The sequence below is a fragment of the Microbacterium rhizophilum genome, assembly GCF_039605615.1.
Classification (GTDB): domain Bacteria; phylum Actinomycetota; class Actinomycetes; order Actinomycetales; family Microbacteriaceae; genus Microbacterium; species Microbacterium rhizophilus.
This window is the reverse complement of record NZ_JBCNUN010000002.1, coordinates 359,536-374,561: the sequence shown is the minus strand read 5'-3', so window position 1 is coordinate 374,561 and position 15,026 is coordinate 359,536. Positions and strand designations below refer to the sequence as shown.

At 71.6% G+C, this 15,026-nt stretch carries 14 protein-coding genes; all 14 read left to right on the top strand.

The window, feature by feature from the left end; all coding sequences use genetic code 11:
- The first annotated feature begins 51 nt into the window (after positions 1-51).
- The 14 genes from AAD528_RS05710 (at position 52) to mmsB (ending at position 15,011) form a co-directional block, all read left to right on the top strand.
- Positions 52-1,572 (top strand): gluconokinase, encoded by a 1,521-nt coding sequence (locus tag AAD528_RS05710; RefSeq protein ID WP_345751079.1) that lies wholly within the window; start codon positions 52-54, stop codon positions 1,570-1,572.
- 31 nt (positions 1,573-1,603) lie between these two features.
- Positions 1,604-3,181, top strand: a complete 1,578-nt coding sequence (gene metG / locus AAD528_RS05705; protein WP_345751078.1) for a methionine--tRNA ligase — start codon at positions 1,604-1,606, stop codon at positions 3,179-3,181.
- A 1-nt stretch (position 3,182) separates the two neighbouring features.
- Positions 3,183-4,070, top strand: coding sequence for a TatD family hydrolase (locus AAD528_RS05700; RefSeq protein WP_345751077.1), 888 nt, complete (start codon positions 3,183-3,185; stop codon positions 4,068-4,070).
- A 21-nt stretch (positions 4,071-4,091) separates the two neighbouring features.
- A complete protein-coding gene (rsmA, locus tag AAD528_RS05695; RefSeq protein WP_345751076.1) occupies positions 4,092-4,931 on the top strand; it encodes a 16S rRNA (adenine(1518)-N(6)/adenine(1519)-N(6))-dimethyltransferase RsmA in 840 nt (279 codons plus the stop codon).
- 78 nt (positions 4,932-5,009) lie between these two features.
- Positions 5,010-5,942, top strand: coding sequence for a 4-(cytidine 5'-diphospho)-2-C-methyl-D-erythritol kinase (locus tag AAD528_RS05690; RefSeq protein WP_345751075.1), 933 nt, complete (start codon positions 5,010-5,012; stop codon positions 5,940-5,942).
- Positions 5,943-6,214: 272 nt separating this feature from the next.
- Positions 6,215-6,532: a DUF427 domain-containing protein gene (locus tag AAD528_RS05685; protein ID WP_345751074.1), complete on the top strand. Its 318-nt coding sequence runs from the start codon at positions 6,215-6,217 to the stop codon at positions 6,530-6,532.
- Between the two features lie 73 nt (positions 6,533-6,605).
- The gene (locus tag AAD528_RS05680; RefSeq protein WP_345751073.1) at positions 6,606-7,436 is read left to right on the top strand and encodes an ABC transporter ATP-binding protein; all 831 of its coding nucleotides are present in this window, start codon (positions 6,606-6,608) and stop codon (positions 7,434-7,436) included.
- Positions 7,433-8,089, top strand: coding sequence for an ABC transporter permease (locus tag AAD528_RS05675; RefSeq protein WP_345751072.1), 657 nt, complete (start codon positions 7,433-7,435; stop codon positions 8,087-8,089). Before AAD528_RS05680 ends, AAD528_RS05675 begins: the two co-directional genes overlap by 4 nt.
- Positions 8,086-8,805 (top strand): ABC transporter permease, encoded by a 720-nt coding sequence (locus tag AAD528_RS05670; RefSeq protein ID WP_345751071.1) that lies wholly within the window; start codon positions 8,086-8,088, stop codon positions 8,803-8,805. Before AAD528_RS05675 ends, AAD528_RS05670 begins: the two co-directional genes overlap by 4 nt.
- A 39-nt stretch (positions 8,806-8,844) precedes the next feature.
- The gene (locus tag AAD528_RS05665) at positions 8,845-9,786 is read left to right on the top strand and encodes an ABC transporter substrate-binding protein (RefSeq protein ID WP_345751070.1); all 942 of its coding nucleotides are present in this window, start codon (positions 8,845-8,847) and stop codon (positions 9,784-9,786) included.
- A 10-nt stretch (positions 9,787-9,796) separates the two neighbouring features.
- Positions 9,797-10,780 carry a DUF2332 domain-containing protein gene (locus AAD528_RS05660; protein ID WP_345751069.1) on the top strand — a complete coding sequence of 328 codons (984 nt, stop codon included), beginning with the start codon at positions 9,797-9,799 and terminating at the stop codon, positions 10,778-10,780.
- Between the two features lie 194 nt (positions 10,781-10,974).
- Positions 10,975-11,970, top strand: coding sequence for a LacI family DNA-binding transcriptional regulator (locus AAD528_RS05655; protein WP_345751068.1), 996 nt, complete (start codon positions 10,975-10,977; stop codon positions 11,968-11,970).
- A gap of 144 nt (positions 11,971-12,114) precedes the next feature.
- Positions 12,115-13,665 carry a multiple monosaccharide ABC transporter ATP-binding protein gene (mmsA, locus tag AAD528_RS05650; RefSeq protein ID WP_345751264.1) on the top strand — a complete coding sequence of 517 codons (1,551 nt, stop codon included), beginning with the start codon at positions 12,115-12,117 and terminating at the stop codon, positions 13,663-13,665.
- Positions 13,662-15,011 (top strand): multiple monosaccharide ABC transporter permease, encoded by a 1,350-nt coding sequence (mmsB, locus tag AAD528_RS05645; protein ID WP_345751067.1) that lies wholly within the window; start codon positions 13,662-13,664, stop codon positions 15,009-15,011. The genes mmsA and mmsB overlap by 4 nt, the downstream gene beginning before the upstream one ends.
- Positions 15,012-15,026 lie beyond the last annotated feature (15 nt).

Here is a 15,026-nt window from a genome sequence, read left to right as displayed (position 1 = left end):
AGGATCGGCAGGGCATCGGATGCGAGTACTGAGCGAGCGAAGCGAGTCGAAGTGAGCACGCGAGCGGGCGACGTCGTGATCGGCGTCGACATGGGCACGACCGCCACGAAGGTCGTCGCCTACACTCCGGACGGGCGCCAGCTGGCGTCGTCGTCGCACGGGTACCCGCTCGACGAGCCGCATCCGGGCCATGCCGAGCAGGACCCGCACGCGATCCTGGGCGCGGTGTACGAGGGGCTGCGCGAGGTCGTGGCCGAGATCGGGACACCGCGCATCGCGGGCGTCTCGTTCTCGTCCGCCATGCACAGCCTGATGGCCCTGGACGTCGAGCTGCAGCCGCTCACGCCCGTCGTCACCTGGGCGGACACGCGGGCAGCGTCCCAGGCCGACCGCGTGCGGGCCTCGGCGGGCGGCCTGGCGCTGCACCGCCGCACCGGCACGCCGGTACATCCGATGTCGCCGCTGACCAAGCTGATGTGGTTCCGCGACCAGGAGCCGCGGATCCGGCAGGCCGCGGCGTTCTGGGTCGGCATCAAGGACTGGGTGCTGCTGCGGATGTGCGGCGCGCTCGTCGTGGACCACTCGCTCGCGTCCGCGTCCGGGTTGATGGACATCCACCGGCTCGAGTGGGATCGCGAGGCGCTGCACCTCGCCGGGATCCGGGCGGATCAGCTTCCCGAGCTCGTGCCGACCACCACGGTGCTGGACGAGCTCACCGACGAGGCCGCGGCCGCGACGGGCCTGCCCCTCGCGACGGCGGTCGTCGTCGGCGCGGGCGACGGGCCGCTCGCGAACCTCGGCGTCGGCGCCGTGCGCCCCGGCGTCGCGGCGTGCTCCATCGGCACGAGCGGCGCGCTGCGCGTCGCCGTGGACCGTCCCGCGGTCGATCCGCGCGGCGGCGTGTTCTGCTACGCCCTCACGGAGGACCGCTGGGTGATCGGCGGCGCCATCAACAACGGCGGCGTCGTGCTCGACTGGGTGCGCTCGGAGATCGCCGGATCGGAGGTGCCGACCCCGCAGCTCCTCGACGAGGCCGCCGCGGTGCCGGCCGGATCCGGCGGGCTGCTGATGCTGCCGTACCTGCTGAGCGAGCGCGCCCCGCACTGGTCGAGCGTCGCGCGCGGCGCGTACGTCGGCCTGACGCGGGCCCACAAGCGCGAGCATCTGGTGCGGGCCGCGGTCGAGGGCGTCGCGCTGCAGCTGTCGCTCGTGCTGCACTCGATGCGCGCGGCGGGGCTCGAGATCGACGAGATCCGGGCCACGGGCGGCGTGATGCAGCATCCGCTGTGGCAGCAGACGCTCGCGGACGCGCTCGGGTCGCCCGTCGGCATGCTCGAGGAGCAGGAGGGCTCCGGTTTCGGCGCCGCGCTGCTCGGTATGCAGGCGCTGGGCCTGATCGAGTCGATCGACGTGGCGGCCGACCTGATCCCCGTCAGCCACGAGATCCGCAACCGCGCCGCGGACGCGGCCGTCTACGCGACGCTGCGGCCGCTGTTCGACGAGCTCTACGACGCGCTGCTGGCCGCCAACACGCGCCTGCAGAAGCTCGCGCCGTCCCTGCCCTTGGCGTAACACGACGTCATGGCCAAACTAGGATGAACGGGTGACTTCCGGCCGTTCGTTCTACATCACCACGCCGATCTACTACCCGAGCGATGTGCCCCACATCGGCCACGGGTACACGACCGTGGCGGTGGATGCGCTCGCGCGCTGGCACCGTCAGGCGGGCGACGACGCGTGGATGCTCACGGGCACCGACGAGCACGGCCAGAAGATGATGCGCGCCGCCGCGGCGAACGGCGTCACGCCGCAGGAATGGGTCGACAAGCTCGTCACCGAGGCGTGGTTCCCGCTGCTGAAGACGCTGGATGTCGCGAACGACGACTTCATCCGCACCACGCAGGAGCGGCACGAGACCAACGCCCAGAAGTTCTGGCAGACGATCTACGACCGCGGCTACGTGTACGCGGGCGAGTACGAGGCCCTGTACTGCGTGGGCTGCGAGGAGTTCAAGCCCGAGAGCGAGATCGTCGACGGCACGGGCCCGTTCGAGGGGCTCAAGGTCTGCGCGATCCACTCCAAGCCGCTCGAGCTGCTGCACGAGAAGAACTACTTCTTCAAGCTCAGCGAGTTCCAGGACCGCCTGCTCGCGCTCTACCGCGACGAGCCCGCCTTCGTGCAGCCCGAGTCGGCGCGCAACGAGGTCGTCGCCTTCGTGCAGCAGGGACTCAAGGACCTGTCGATCTCGCGCTCGGCGTTCGACTGGGGCATCCCGATCCCGTGGGACACGTCCCACGTCCTGTACGTGTGGATCGACGCGCTGCTCAACTACGCGACGGGCGTGGGGTACGGCGCCGACCAGGAGAGCTTCGACCGCCGCTGGCCCGGCTACCACGTCGTGGGCAAGGACATCCTGCGCTTCCACGCCGTGATCTGGCCCGCCATGCTCATGGCCGCCGGGCTCGACGTGCCCAAGGGCGTCTTCGCGCACGGCTGGCTGCTGGTCGGCGGCGAGAAGATGTCGAAGTCCAAGGCCACGGGCATCGCGCCCGAGACGCTGGTGGAGACCTTCGGCAGCGACGCGTTCCGCTTCTACTTCCTCTCCGCCATCGCCTTCGGCCAGGACGGCTCCTTCTCCTGGGAGGACCTCTCGGCGCGCTACCAGGCCGAGCTCGCGAACGGCTTCGGCAACCTCGCCTCGCGCACGATCGCGATGATCGGGCGCTACTTCGACGGATCCGTCCCCGAGGCGGGCACGTACGCGGATGTCGACCTCGCGATCCAGAAGACGGTGGCGGATGCCGCAACGCGCGCGGACGCGGCGATCGAGCGCTTCCGGATCGACGAGGCCATCCGGTCGATCTGGACGATCGTGGACGAGCTGAACGGCTACATCACGGACACCGCGCCGTGGGTGCTCGCCAAGGACGAGGCCCAGCGCGAGCGCCTCGCGACCGTGCTGTACACGTGCGCCGAGGGCCTGCGCGCCCTCGCCGTGCTGCTGTCGCCGATCATGCCGCAGGCCACCGCGAAGCTGTGGACGGCGCTCGGCGCCGCGCAGGCGCTCGGCGCGCTCGGCGCGCAGCCGATCCGCGACGCCGGCGCGTGGGGCGTGCTGCCCGCGGGCACGGCGACCGAGGCGCTCGCGCCGCTGTTCCCGCGCATCGAGCAGGCCGACTGACGTGAGCTCGCCGGAGACCCCGGAGACGTACGTCCGCGAGCGGACGAAGGACGGCCGGCGGGACATCCGCTACCCGGATGCGCCCGAGCCGCTCGCCGTGCCCGTGTACGACAACCACGCGCACCTCGAGATCGCGGACGGCGACGAGTCGCTCACGCTCGAGGAGCAGCTTGAGCGCGCGCTCGCGGTGGGCATCGCGGGCGTCGTGCAGGCGTCGGGCGACATCGAGTCCTCGCGCTGGGCCGTCGCGGCGGCCGAGGCGCACCCGCGCGTGCTCGCGGCCGTGGCGATCCACCCCAACGACGCGCCCGTGTACGCCGAGGCCGGCCGTCTCGACGAGGCCCTCGCGGTGATGGACGAGCTCGCCGCGCGCCCGCGCGTGCGCGCCATCGGCGAGACCGGGCTCGACTACTTCCGCACGGACGAACCGGGGCGCCCCGCGCAGCTCGCGTCGTTCGAGGCGCACATCGCGCTCGCCAAGAAGCACGGCCTCGCGATGCAGATCCACGATCGCGACGCGCACCGCGACGTGCTGGACACCCTCGCCCGCGTCGGCGCGCCCGAGCGCACCGTGTTCCACTGCTTCTCGGGCGACGCCGACATGGCGCGCGAGGCCGCCGACGCCGGCTACTTCCTGTCGTTCGCGGGCAACCTCACGTTCAAGAACGCGCAGAACCTGCGGGACGCGCTCGCCGTGACGCCGCTCGAGCGGATCCTCGTGGAGACCGACGCGCCGTTCCTCACGCCGGTGCCGCACCGCGGCCGCCCGAACGCGCCGTACCTGGTGCCTGTGACGGTGCGCTTCATGGCCGCCGAGCTCGGCGTGGACGTCGACGAGCTGTGCGCGCGGCTCGCCGCCAACACCGTCGCGGTGTACGGGCCGTTCTGAGCGACCCGCGACAATAGACGGATGGTCACTCTGCTCGGGCCCACCGAGATCCGCTCGCTCGCCGCGTCGCTCGACGTCACGCCCACCAAGAAGCTCGGGCAGAACTTCGTCGTCGACGCCAACACCGTGCGCAAGATCGTGCACGTCGCGGGCGTGCATCCGGACGACCGGGTGGTCGAGGTCGGACCGGGTCTCGGATCGCTGACCCTCGCGATCCTGGAGACGGGCGCGTCCGTCACCGCGGTCGAGATCGACCACCGGCTCGCGGCGCGGCTTCCGGAGACCGCCGCGGAGCACGGCGTGCCCGAGGGCGCGCTGACGGTGGTCGACGCCGACGCCCTGCGCGTGACCGAGCTGCCGGGCGATCCGACCGTGCTGGTCGCGAACCTGCCGTACAACGTGTCGGTGCCGGTCCTGCTGCACTTCATGGAGACGTTCGCGTACCTGCAGCGCGGCGTCGTGATGGTGCAGGCCGAGGTCGGCGAGCGGATCGCGGCCGCGCCCGGCAGCAAGGTCTACGGCGCGCCGAGCGTGAAGGCCGCGTGGTACGGCCCGTGGCGGCTCGCCGGTACGGTGTCGCGCCAGGTGTTCTGGCCCGTGCCGAACGTCGACAGCGTGCTGGTCGGCTTCACGCGCGATCCCGAGCCGCGCGGCACGGAAGCCGAGCGGATCCTGACCTTCCGGATCGTCGACGCGGCGTTCCAGCAGCGCCGCAAGATGCTGCGCCAGGCCCTCGCGGGCGTGCTCGGAGGCACCGCCGCGGGGGCGACCGAGGTGCTCGAGCGGGCCGGCGTCGCGCCCACCGCGCGCGGCGAGGAGCTGTCGATCGACGACTTCGTGCGAATCGCCCGCGCCGTCTGACGGATAGCCTGTGGGGGTGAACCACGCCCCGCGGGACCCCGACGCATGCGCCGCATCGAGCGAGCGCAGCGAGGCGACGTGACGTTCGCCGAGGAGATCCCGTCGGTGCGCGTGCGCGCACCGGGCAAGATCAACGTCTACCTCGAGGTGGGCGCGCTGCAGGGCGACGGGTACCACGAGCTCGCCACGGCGTTCCAGGCCGTGTCGCTCTACGAGGACGTCGTCGCGACGCCCGCGGAGGGGTTCAGCCTGTCCGTCACGGGCGACGTGGACCTGGACGGCGTGCCGACGGACGAGCGCAACCTCGCGCTGCGCGCCGCGATGCTGCTCGCGGACGCCGCGGGCTACGAGGGCGGCGTGCACCTCGACGTGCACAAGCAGGTGCCGGTAGCGGGCGGGATGGGCGGCGGATCTGCGGACGCCGCCGCGGCGCTGCTGGCGTGCGACGCGCTGTGGGACACCCGGCTGACCGGTCCCGAGCTGCATCGCCTGGCCGCGCGTCTCGGCGCGGACGTGCCGTTCGCGCTCAAGGGCGGCACGGCGGTCGGCACGGGCCGCGGCGACGTGCTGAACCCCGCGCTCGCGCGCGGACGGTTCGACTGGGTGCTGGTCACGAGTGACGAGGGCGTGTCGACGCCCAAGGTCTACGGCGAGCTCGACGCCCACCGCGAGCGGCACAAGGTCGACATCGGGCCGGTGGTGCAGCGCCCGTCGGTCGACGTCGAGGTGCTGCACGCCTTGCGCGCCGGCGACGCGGCGATGCTCGCGGCGGCGCTGCGCAACGACCTGCAGGTCGCCACCCTGCGCCTGCGCCCCGATCTCGCGGCCGTGCTGGAGCACGGCGAGGCCTCGGGCGCGCTCGCGGGGATCGTCTCGGGGTCCGGCCCCACGCTCGCGTTCCTGTGCGCCTCGTCCGAGCACGCCCTCGAGCTGCGCACCGAACTGGAGGCGGTCGACTTCGCGGCGCAGCACGTGCACGGTCCCGTCCCGGGCGCCCGCATCATCAGCTGACTTTTCTTCTTCTCGCACGCCGCGGGGCCGCAAGCGGCGCCCTTGCGAGCGAGGGCGCTGTCGCGTCGCTCCATCGCCGGCAGCGCTTCGCGCCGCGGGCCCCATCCGGGGCACGCTCGCTTCGCTCGCAGACGCTGCGCGCCCGGGGGGTGCTCGCATGGGGCGACGCCGGCTGCGGTTCGGTTCGCTCGCAGGCGCTGCGCGTTCACGCGGGCTGCGCTCGTGTGGCTCGACGTCTGCCGCGTGCCGACGATCGGCGTTACGCTCGCAGCATGCGCGCACTCTGGCGCGACCACGTGGTCGCCGATTCCCCGGACGAGCGGATCGTCGTGATCGAGGGCAACTCCTACTTCCCGCCGGACACCCTCGAGCGCACGATGTTCCACGCCAGCCCGACGCCCTACACGTGCCCGTGGAAGGGCGAGTGCCAGTACTGGACGCTGCGCCACAGCCAGGGCGACGTGCACGACGAGGGGGTCGACGCGGCCTGGAGCTATCCCACGCCCATGCACAGCGCGATCGAGCGCGTGGGCGTGGACTTCGCGGGCTACGTCGCCTTCGACGGGCGTCAGGTCGCCGTCCTCCCGTAGCACTCCGACGCGATCGGCCCGGCGTCCGCACCGGCCGGTAGGCTCCCGGGGATACGACGACGACAGGAGACCCGTGGGCATCGAGTTCCGATCCGTCCGCAAGGCGTACCCGGACGGCGCCGGCGAGATCGTCGCGGTCGACGATGTCAGCCTCACGGTGCCGTCGCACCGCTCGGTCGTGCTGCTGGGGTCGTCCGGATCCGGCAAGACCACGCTGCTGCGCATGGTGAACCGGATGGTCGATCCCACCTCGGGCAGCGTGCTGATCGACGACGAGGACGTGCGCGAGAAGGATCCCGTCGCCCTGCGGCGCGGGATCGGGTACGTCATGCAGCAGGCGGGCCTGCTGCCGCACGTGCGCGTGATCGACAACATCGCCACCGTGCCGGTGCTGACCGGCACGCCGCGGCGCGCCGCGCGCGAGCGCGCCGCCGAGCTGATGGAGACCGTCGGCCTGGACCCGCGGCTCGCGAACCGGTATCCGTCGCAGCTGTCCGGCGGCCAGCAGCAGCGCGTCGGCGTGGCGCGCGCGCTCGCCGCGGATCCGAACATCCTGCTGATGGACGAGCCGTTCGGCGCGGTCGACCCGATCGTGCGTCGCGAGCTGCAGCAGGAGCTGCTGCGGCTGCAGCAGGAGCTCGGCAAGACGATCCTGTTCGTCACGCACGACGTCGAGGAGGCGTTCCTCCTCGGCGACGAGGTCGTGATCCTCGCGACCGGCGGCCGGATCGTGCAGCGCGGCACGCCCGCGCAGATCCTCGCAGCCCCCGCCGACGACTTCGTCGCCGACTTCGTGGGCGGCGGGAGCCGCGAGCTCAGCCTGCGAACCGAGGGCGACAGCACCGTCGTGGTCGACGCCGCCGGGCGGGTGCAGGGCGTGCTGCGGACCGGGGAGCGCGGATGACCTGGATCGCCGACAACGTCGGGCTGATCCTGTCGCTGACCGCAGAGCACCTGCGGCAGAGCCTGCTACCGATCCTGTGGGGGCTGCTGCTGTCGTTGCCGCTCGGCTGGATCGCGCACCGCTGGCGCGCCGTGCGCGGGCCGATCATCGTCGTGACCGGCCTGCTGTACACGCTGCCGTCGCTCGCGCTGCTGCCCCTGCTGCCGGTGATCTTCGGCATCAGCGCGCTCAGCGAGCTGAACCTCGTGCTGGCGCTGACGATCTACGCGGTCGCGATCCTGGTGCGCTCGGTCGCCGACGGCTTCGACTCGGTCGACGACGACGTGCGCCGGGCCGCCGTCGCGATGGGCTACGGGACGGCGCGGCGACTGTGGGGCGTCGAGCTGCCGCTGGCGGGCCCCGTGATCCTCGCCGGGCTGCGCGTCGCGGCCGTGAGCACGATCGCGCTGGCCACGGTCGGGATCCTGATCGGCGTCACGAACCTCGGTTACCTGTTCACGAACGGCTTCCAGCGGCGGATCGTCGAGGAGATCCTGGCGGGCGTCGTCGCGGTGGCGGTCGTGGCGCTCGTCGTCGATGTGCTGCTCGTGCTGGCCGGCCGCCTGCTGCTGCCATGGGCGCGGGCGTCGGCGCCGAAGGGGGCGAAGGCGTGAACCTGCTGCTGGAGGCGTTCGCCTGGCTGTTCTCTCCCGAGCGGCTGGCGGGCTCCCATCCGCTGCCCGAGGCCGTGCTCGTGCACCTCGGCTACACGTTCTTGGCGGTCGTGATCGCGGCCGCCGTCGCGATCCCCGCGGGCTGGGCGATCGGGCACACGGGCCGGGGACGCGAGCTCGCGGTGGGGGTCTCGGGCGCCGCCCGCGCGATTCCGTCGTTCGGCCTCATCCTGCTGCTCGTGCTGCTGCTGGGCGTCACGCGCAAGCCGGAGGCGGCGACGATCGCGTTCGTGCTGCTCGCGATCCCGCCCATCCTGGCCGGGGCCTACGCGGGGCTCGAGGCGATCGACCGGCGGACGATCGACGCGGGCCGGGCGCAGGGCATGACCGAGTGGCAGATCCTGTGGCGCATCGAGGTGCCGCTCGGGCTCGCGCTGCTGGTCGCCGGGCTCCGCTCCGCCGTGCTGCAGGTGGTCGCGACCGTGACGCTCGCGGCGTACGTCAACCTCGGGGGCCTGGGCGAGGACATCATCCAGGGTCTTCAGCTGCGGCGCTTCGAGCAGGTGCTGGGCGGCGCGATCGCGGTGGCCGCGCTGGCGCTCGTGCTCGACGGCGTGTTCGCGCTGCTGCAGCGCGCGGCGGTGCCGCGGCACCTGCGCGCGGCATCCCGGTCACGGCGCGTAACGACCGAGCCCGGTGTCCCCGCCGCGGCGTAGGCTCGCAAGCACCCGTACACCGACCAAGGGGACAGCAGCATGATCACCTCACGACACTCTCGCTGGAAGCGCGCGGCGCTGGCCGGGATCGGGGCAATCGGCCTCGTCGCGGCCCTCACCGGATGCGGATCGAGCGACCCCCTGGCCGAGCCCAGCGGCGAGGCGGAGACCGGCGACGCGGGCGGTGGCGGCGAGGACGCGATCGTGGTCGGCTCGCAGGCCTACGCCTCGAACGAGATCATCGCCGAGATCTACGCGCAGGCCCTGGAGGGCGCCGGCTTCACGGTCAAGCGCCAGTTCAACATCGGCCAGCGCGATGCGTACCTGCCGGCGCTCGAGAGCGGCGAGGTCCAGCTGTTCCCCGAGTACACCGGCAACCTGCTGCAGTTCCTCGACGCGGACACCGAGGCGCGCACACCCGACGACGTCTACGCGGCGCTCGTCGAGGCGCTGCCCGACAACCTCACGGCGCTGGAGCAGTCGACCGCGACCGACCAGGACTCGTACACCGTCACGTCCGACTTCGCCGAGGAGCACGGGCTCGAGTCGATCGGCGATCTCGCCGACGTCGAGGGTCCGCTGACCCTCGGCGGCCCGCCCGAGCTCGAGGAGCGCCCGTACGGCCCGATCGGCGCCAAGGAGATCTACGGCGTCGAGCTCGACTTCGAGGGCACGGGCGAGACCACGGTCGAGGACCTGCTCGCGGGCACGATCGACGTCGCCAACGTGTTCACGGCCGACCCGCGCATCGAGACGGAGAACCTCGTGCCGCTGGCCGACCCGAAGGGCCTGTTCCTGTCGTCGAACGTCGTGCCGATCGCCTCGATCGACATCGCCGAGGACATCGCCGACGTGATCAACCCGGTCAGCGAGGCGCTCACGCCCGAGGGCCTCGTGGCGCTGAACGTGCAGAACACCGTGGAGCAGCGCTCGGCCGCCGAGATCGCCACGGAGTGGCTCGAGACCAACGGCCTGAACTAGCCGAGTCCCGGTGGACCTCTACGGCGAGGTGCGGGCGGCGTACCGCGAGTTCGCGACGTACGCCGCCGGCGCCTCGCCGACGCTCGAGCAGTGGGCGCTCGAGGTGGCCGAGGACGACGAGGTGATCGCCTGGCTCGGCGGGCTGCCGCCCGTGAAGCGGCAGCCCAACCTCGTCTTCGCCGCCGCGCGCCTGCACGGCGTGCCCGCGCCCGGGCCGTACGACGGGCTGAGAGGCGCCCTGCTCGGCGGGGGCGGCGCGGCGATCCGCGAGACGATCCTGACCCGCGCGACGCAGACGAACGAGGCCGGGCGGCTCGCCACGCTGCTGCCCGTGTTCGCGTCGGCGGGGGAGGGGCGCCCGCTCGCGCTGATCGAGCTCGGCGCGTCGGCGGGCCTGTGCCTGCTGCCGGATCGCTGGGCGTACCGCTGGCGCACGCCGGACGGCGACCGCACGCTGGGCGCGGCGGACGAGCCCGAGCTCGTGTGCGACGTGACCGGCCCCGCGCCGCTGCCGGCGGATCGGCCGGAGATCGCGTGGCGCCGCGGGCTCGACCTGGACCCCATCGACGTGCGCGACGACGACCGGGTCCGCTGGCTCGAGACCCTCGTGTGGCCTGAGCAGCACGAGCGCCTCGCGCGACTCCGCGCCGGCGTCGCCCTCGCGCGACGGGATCCGCCCCCGCTCCTCCGCGGCGACCTACGCACCGACCTGGACGCGCTGATCGACCAGGCCCATCGCGAGGCGGCGGGCGCCGCGGTGGTCGTGTGCCACAGCGCCGTGATCATGTACCTGGACGCCGCCGACCGCCGCGCGTTCGAGGCCGCGATGCGCGAGCGCGTCTCGGCCGGTCGCTGCCACTGGGTGAGCATGGAGGCCTCCGGCGTCGTGCCGGGCCTGGTCGCGGAGGCGCCCGCGAGTCACCTGGTGCTCGCCCTCGACGGCGAGGTGGTCGGGTTCGCCGACCAGCACGGTCGCGCGCTCCGCTGGCTCTGAGATCGGGCGCCCCGGGCGCGGGACAGCCGTGTGCGCCCCCGCTCCGAACTCGGCATAATGAAGTCGCCGGGTGTGAACGTGCACATCCGGCGCCGTGCGCACCGCGTGCGGCTGGGCCGTGCGACCGCGCAGCAGCGGGCGGGCCCACGGACTGGGCGGGAGCACTCGTGGATCAGGCGACGGAACGCGCGCGGATGCCGAGCATCCGCGATGTGGCGCGCCTCGCGGGAGTCTCGCACCAGACCGTGTCGCGCGTGCTCAACGACCACCCGAGCATCCGGCCCGAGACGAAGCAGCGCGTGCTCGACGCGATCGGCGTGCTCGACTATCGCCCGAACCTCGCCGCCCGTGCGCTCGTCACGAGCCGCTCGAACGTGATCGGCGTGATGTCCGCCACGATCGGCGAGTTCGGACCCGCGTCGTCCATCGCGACGATCGAGGAGGCGGCCCGCGCCGAGGGGTACTCGGTCACGACCGTCAACCTCCCGGCCACCACGCCGGAGGCGATCGGCGACGCGGTGCGCCAGCTCGTGCGCGAGCAGATCGCGGGCATCGTCGTGCTGGCGCCGCAGGTGCGCGTCTTCCATGTCCTGCGCGGCATGGCCATCGACGTGCCGTTCGTGAGCCTGCAGACGGCCTCCGGGGCCACGGGGGAGAGCCTCGCGGCCGACCAGGTGGAGGGCGCGCGTCTCGCGACGAACCACCTCATCGAGCTGGGGCACCGCGACATCGTCCACCTCGCGGGCCCGCAGGACTGGATCGAGGCGGAGTCCCGCATGCGCGGGTATCTGGACGCGCTGCGGGACTCCGACCTGCCGACCATCCCGCCGATCCGAGGTGACTGGACCGCGGACTTCGGCCACTTCGCCGGCCTCGAGCTCGCCCGTCGCGGCGACTTCACGGCCGTGTTCGCCGCGAACGACCTGATGGCGATCGGCCTCATGCACGGCTTCCGCGATGCCGGACTGGACGTGCCGGGGCACGTCAGCGTGGTGGGATTCGACGACATCCCGGTGGCTCCGCACGTGTGGCCGCCCCTCACGACCGTGCATCAGGACTTCCCCGAACTCGGCCGCCGCGCGGTCGAGATGCTGCTCGCCGGGATCCGCGGCGAGGAGACTCCCGCGTTCGGTCCGCTCGAGTCGCAGCTGCTGGCCCGCGCCTCGAGCGCCGCGCCCTGGCGCAGCTGAGCGCGCGCGCTTGACATGTCGTCCAAGGAGATGCACGATGTACAGCGATGTGAACGGTCACAAACCTCGACGACAGAGGTTCCTCGATGAACGAGGAGAACGTGTGACCCAGACAGCGAGGTCGAAGTGAGCAATACGGCAGCCATGCCGGCGGTGTCCCCGCCCATCCTCGAGATGCGCGACATCTCCAAGGAGTTCCCGGGCGTCAAGGCGCTCTCGCACGTCAGCCTCACGGTGCGCGCGGGCGAGATCCACGCCATCTGCGGCGAGAACGGCGCGGGCAAGTCGACGCTGATGAAGGTGCTGTCGGGCGTGTACCCGCACGGCACCTACTCCGGCGACATCCTGCTGCGTGGCGAGGAGATGCGCTTCCGCGACATCCGCGCGAGCGAGGCCGCGGGCATCGTGATCATCCACCAGGAGCTCGCGCTGATCCCCGAGCTGTCGATCACCGAGAACATCTTCCTCGGCAACGAGGTGCGTGCGGGGCTGTCCATCGACTGGCGCGCGGCGCGCATGCGCGCGGTCGAGCTGCTCGCGCGCGTCGGGCTCCGCGACGATCCCGACACGCAGGTCAAGGCGCTCGGCGTCGGCAAGCAGCAGCTGGTCGAGATCGCCAAGGCGCTCAACAAGGACGTCAAGCTGCTGATCCTCGACGAGCCCACCGCGGCCCTGAACGAGGACGACTCGCAGCACCTGCTCGACCTGATCCGCGGCCTCAAGGGCAAGGGCATCGCGTCGATCATCATCAGCCACAAGCTCAACGAGATCGAGCAGGTCGCCGACGAGATCACGATCATCCGCGACGGCCGCAAGGTCGAGACGCTCGACGTCGGGCTCGGCGAGATCAACGAGGATCGCATCATCCGCGGCATGGTCGGCCGCTCGCTCGAGAGCCGCTACCCCGACCGCGAGTCGCACCCGGGCGAGGTCTTCTTCGAGGTCAAGGACTGGGTGGTGCGCCACCCCACCGTCTCGGAGCGCTTCGTCGTCAAGGGCTCGAGCCTGAACGTGCGCCGCGGCGAGGTCGTCGGCATCGCGGGCCTGATGGGCGCCGGCCGCACCGAGCTGGCGATGAGCATCTTCGGCCGCTCCTACGGCGAGTACGTCTCCGGCACGATCGTCAAGGACGGCCAGGAGATCGAGCTCCACGACGTCCCGAGCGCGATCCGCCACGGCCTGGCGTACGTCAGCGAGGACCGGAAGGTGCTCGGCCTGAACCTGCTCGACACGATCAAGCGCTCGACCGTCTCGGCCAAGCTCTCCAAGATCGCGAAGAACGGCGTCGTGGACGAGCGCCTCGAGCACCGCGTCGCGGAGGAGTACCGCCGCGCCCTGCGGATCAAGACGCCGAGCGTCGGCGTGGGCGTCTCGACGCTGTCCGGCGGCAACCAGCAGAAGGTCGTGCTCGCGAAGTGGATGTTCACGGATCCGGACCTGCTGATCCTGGATGAGCCCACGCGCGGCATCGATGTCGGAGCGAAGTACGAGATCTACCAGATCATCAACGACCTCGCGGCGAGCGGGAAGGGCGTGATCGTGATCTCCAGCGAGCTGCCCGAGCTGCTCGGCATCAGCGACCGCATCTACACCGTGTTCGAGGGGCGGATCACCGACGTCCTCGACGCCGCCGACGCGACCCCCGAGGCGCTCATGCGCAGCATGACCTCCCTGAGCCAGAAAGCGATCGCATGACCAGCACCACCGAGACCGAGAACCGAGGCTTCCGCTTCAGCGACATCCGCACGATGTTCGGCGGCGGCCAGTCTGTGACGCGCCAGTTCGGCATCCTCGGCGCCCTGATCGTCATCATCCTGCTGTTCCAGGTGCTCACGCTGATCTTCCGCGGCACCGGGCTCACGCTCTCCAGCGGCAACCTGATCAACGTCGTCAACCAGTACTCCTACATCCTGATCCTGGCGATCGGCATGGTGATGGTCATCATCATGGGCCACATCGATCTGTCGGTCGGATCGGTCGCCGCGTTCACGGGCATCATCGTCGCCAAGTCGATGTCCGACTGGAACCTGCCCTGGCCGCTCGCGATCCTGCTGGGTCTCGGCGTGGGCGTGCTCGTCGGCGCGTGGCAGGGATTCTGGGTCGCGTATGTCGGAGTGCCGGCGTTCATCGTGACGCTGGCGGGCATGCTCTTCTTCCGCGGCGCGAACCAGTGGATCGGCGACTCGCAGACCGTCGCGGTCCCGCGCGAGTTCGTCTACATCGGCGCCGGGTACCTGCCCGAGATCGCCGTGCCGCTCCCGTTCAACGTGCCGACCATGATCCTCGCGCTGCTCGGCGTCGCCTGGATCGTGTTCACCGAGCTGCGTCTGCGCCGCATCCAGGCCAAGATGGGCGCCGCCAAGGCGCCGCTGTGGGTCAGCGCCCTGAAGATGGTGCTGCTGTCGGCCGCGATCCTCTGGGCCGGCTGGATGTTCGCCACCGGCCGCCCCGGCACGAGCTTCCCGGTCTCGGGCATCATCCTGCTCGTCCTCGTGATCATCTACGCGTTCATCACGAACAGCACGGTCTTCGGTCGTCACATCTACGCGGTCGGCGGCAACCGCCAGGCCGCGCGGCTGTCGGGCGTCAAGGACCGCCGCGTCGACTTCTTCGTCATGATGAACATGTCGGTGCTGGCCGCGATCGCGGGCATGATCTACGTCGCCCGCGCGACGGCCTCCGGCCCGCAGGACGGCAACGGCTGGGAGCTCGACGCGATCGCGTCGGTCTTCATCGGAGGCGCCGCCGTCTCGGGCGGCATCGGCACCGTGATCGGCTCCATCATCGGTGGCCTCGTCATGGCGTTCCTCAACAACGGCCTCGCGCTGCTGGGCGTCGGCGCCGACCTCGTGTCGATGATCAAGGGGCTCGTGCTCCTCGTCGCGGTCGGCATCGACGTCTGGAACAAGCAGCAGGGCCGCCCGTCGGTCATCGGCTTCCTGATGAACCGCCGCAAGGCCGTCGCCGACTTCAGTGGCGACATCCAGACTCCCGCCGCAGCGGACGCGGCCGGGAAGAAGGAGACCGTGACTCGCAGCTGAGTCGCGCTCTCGTCC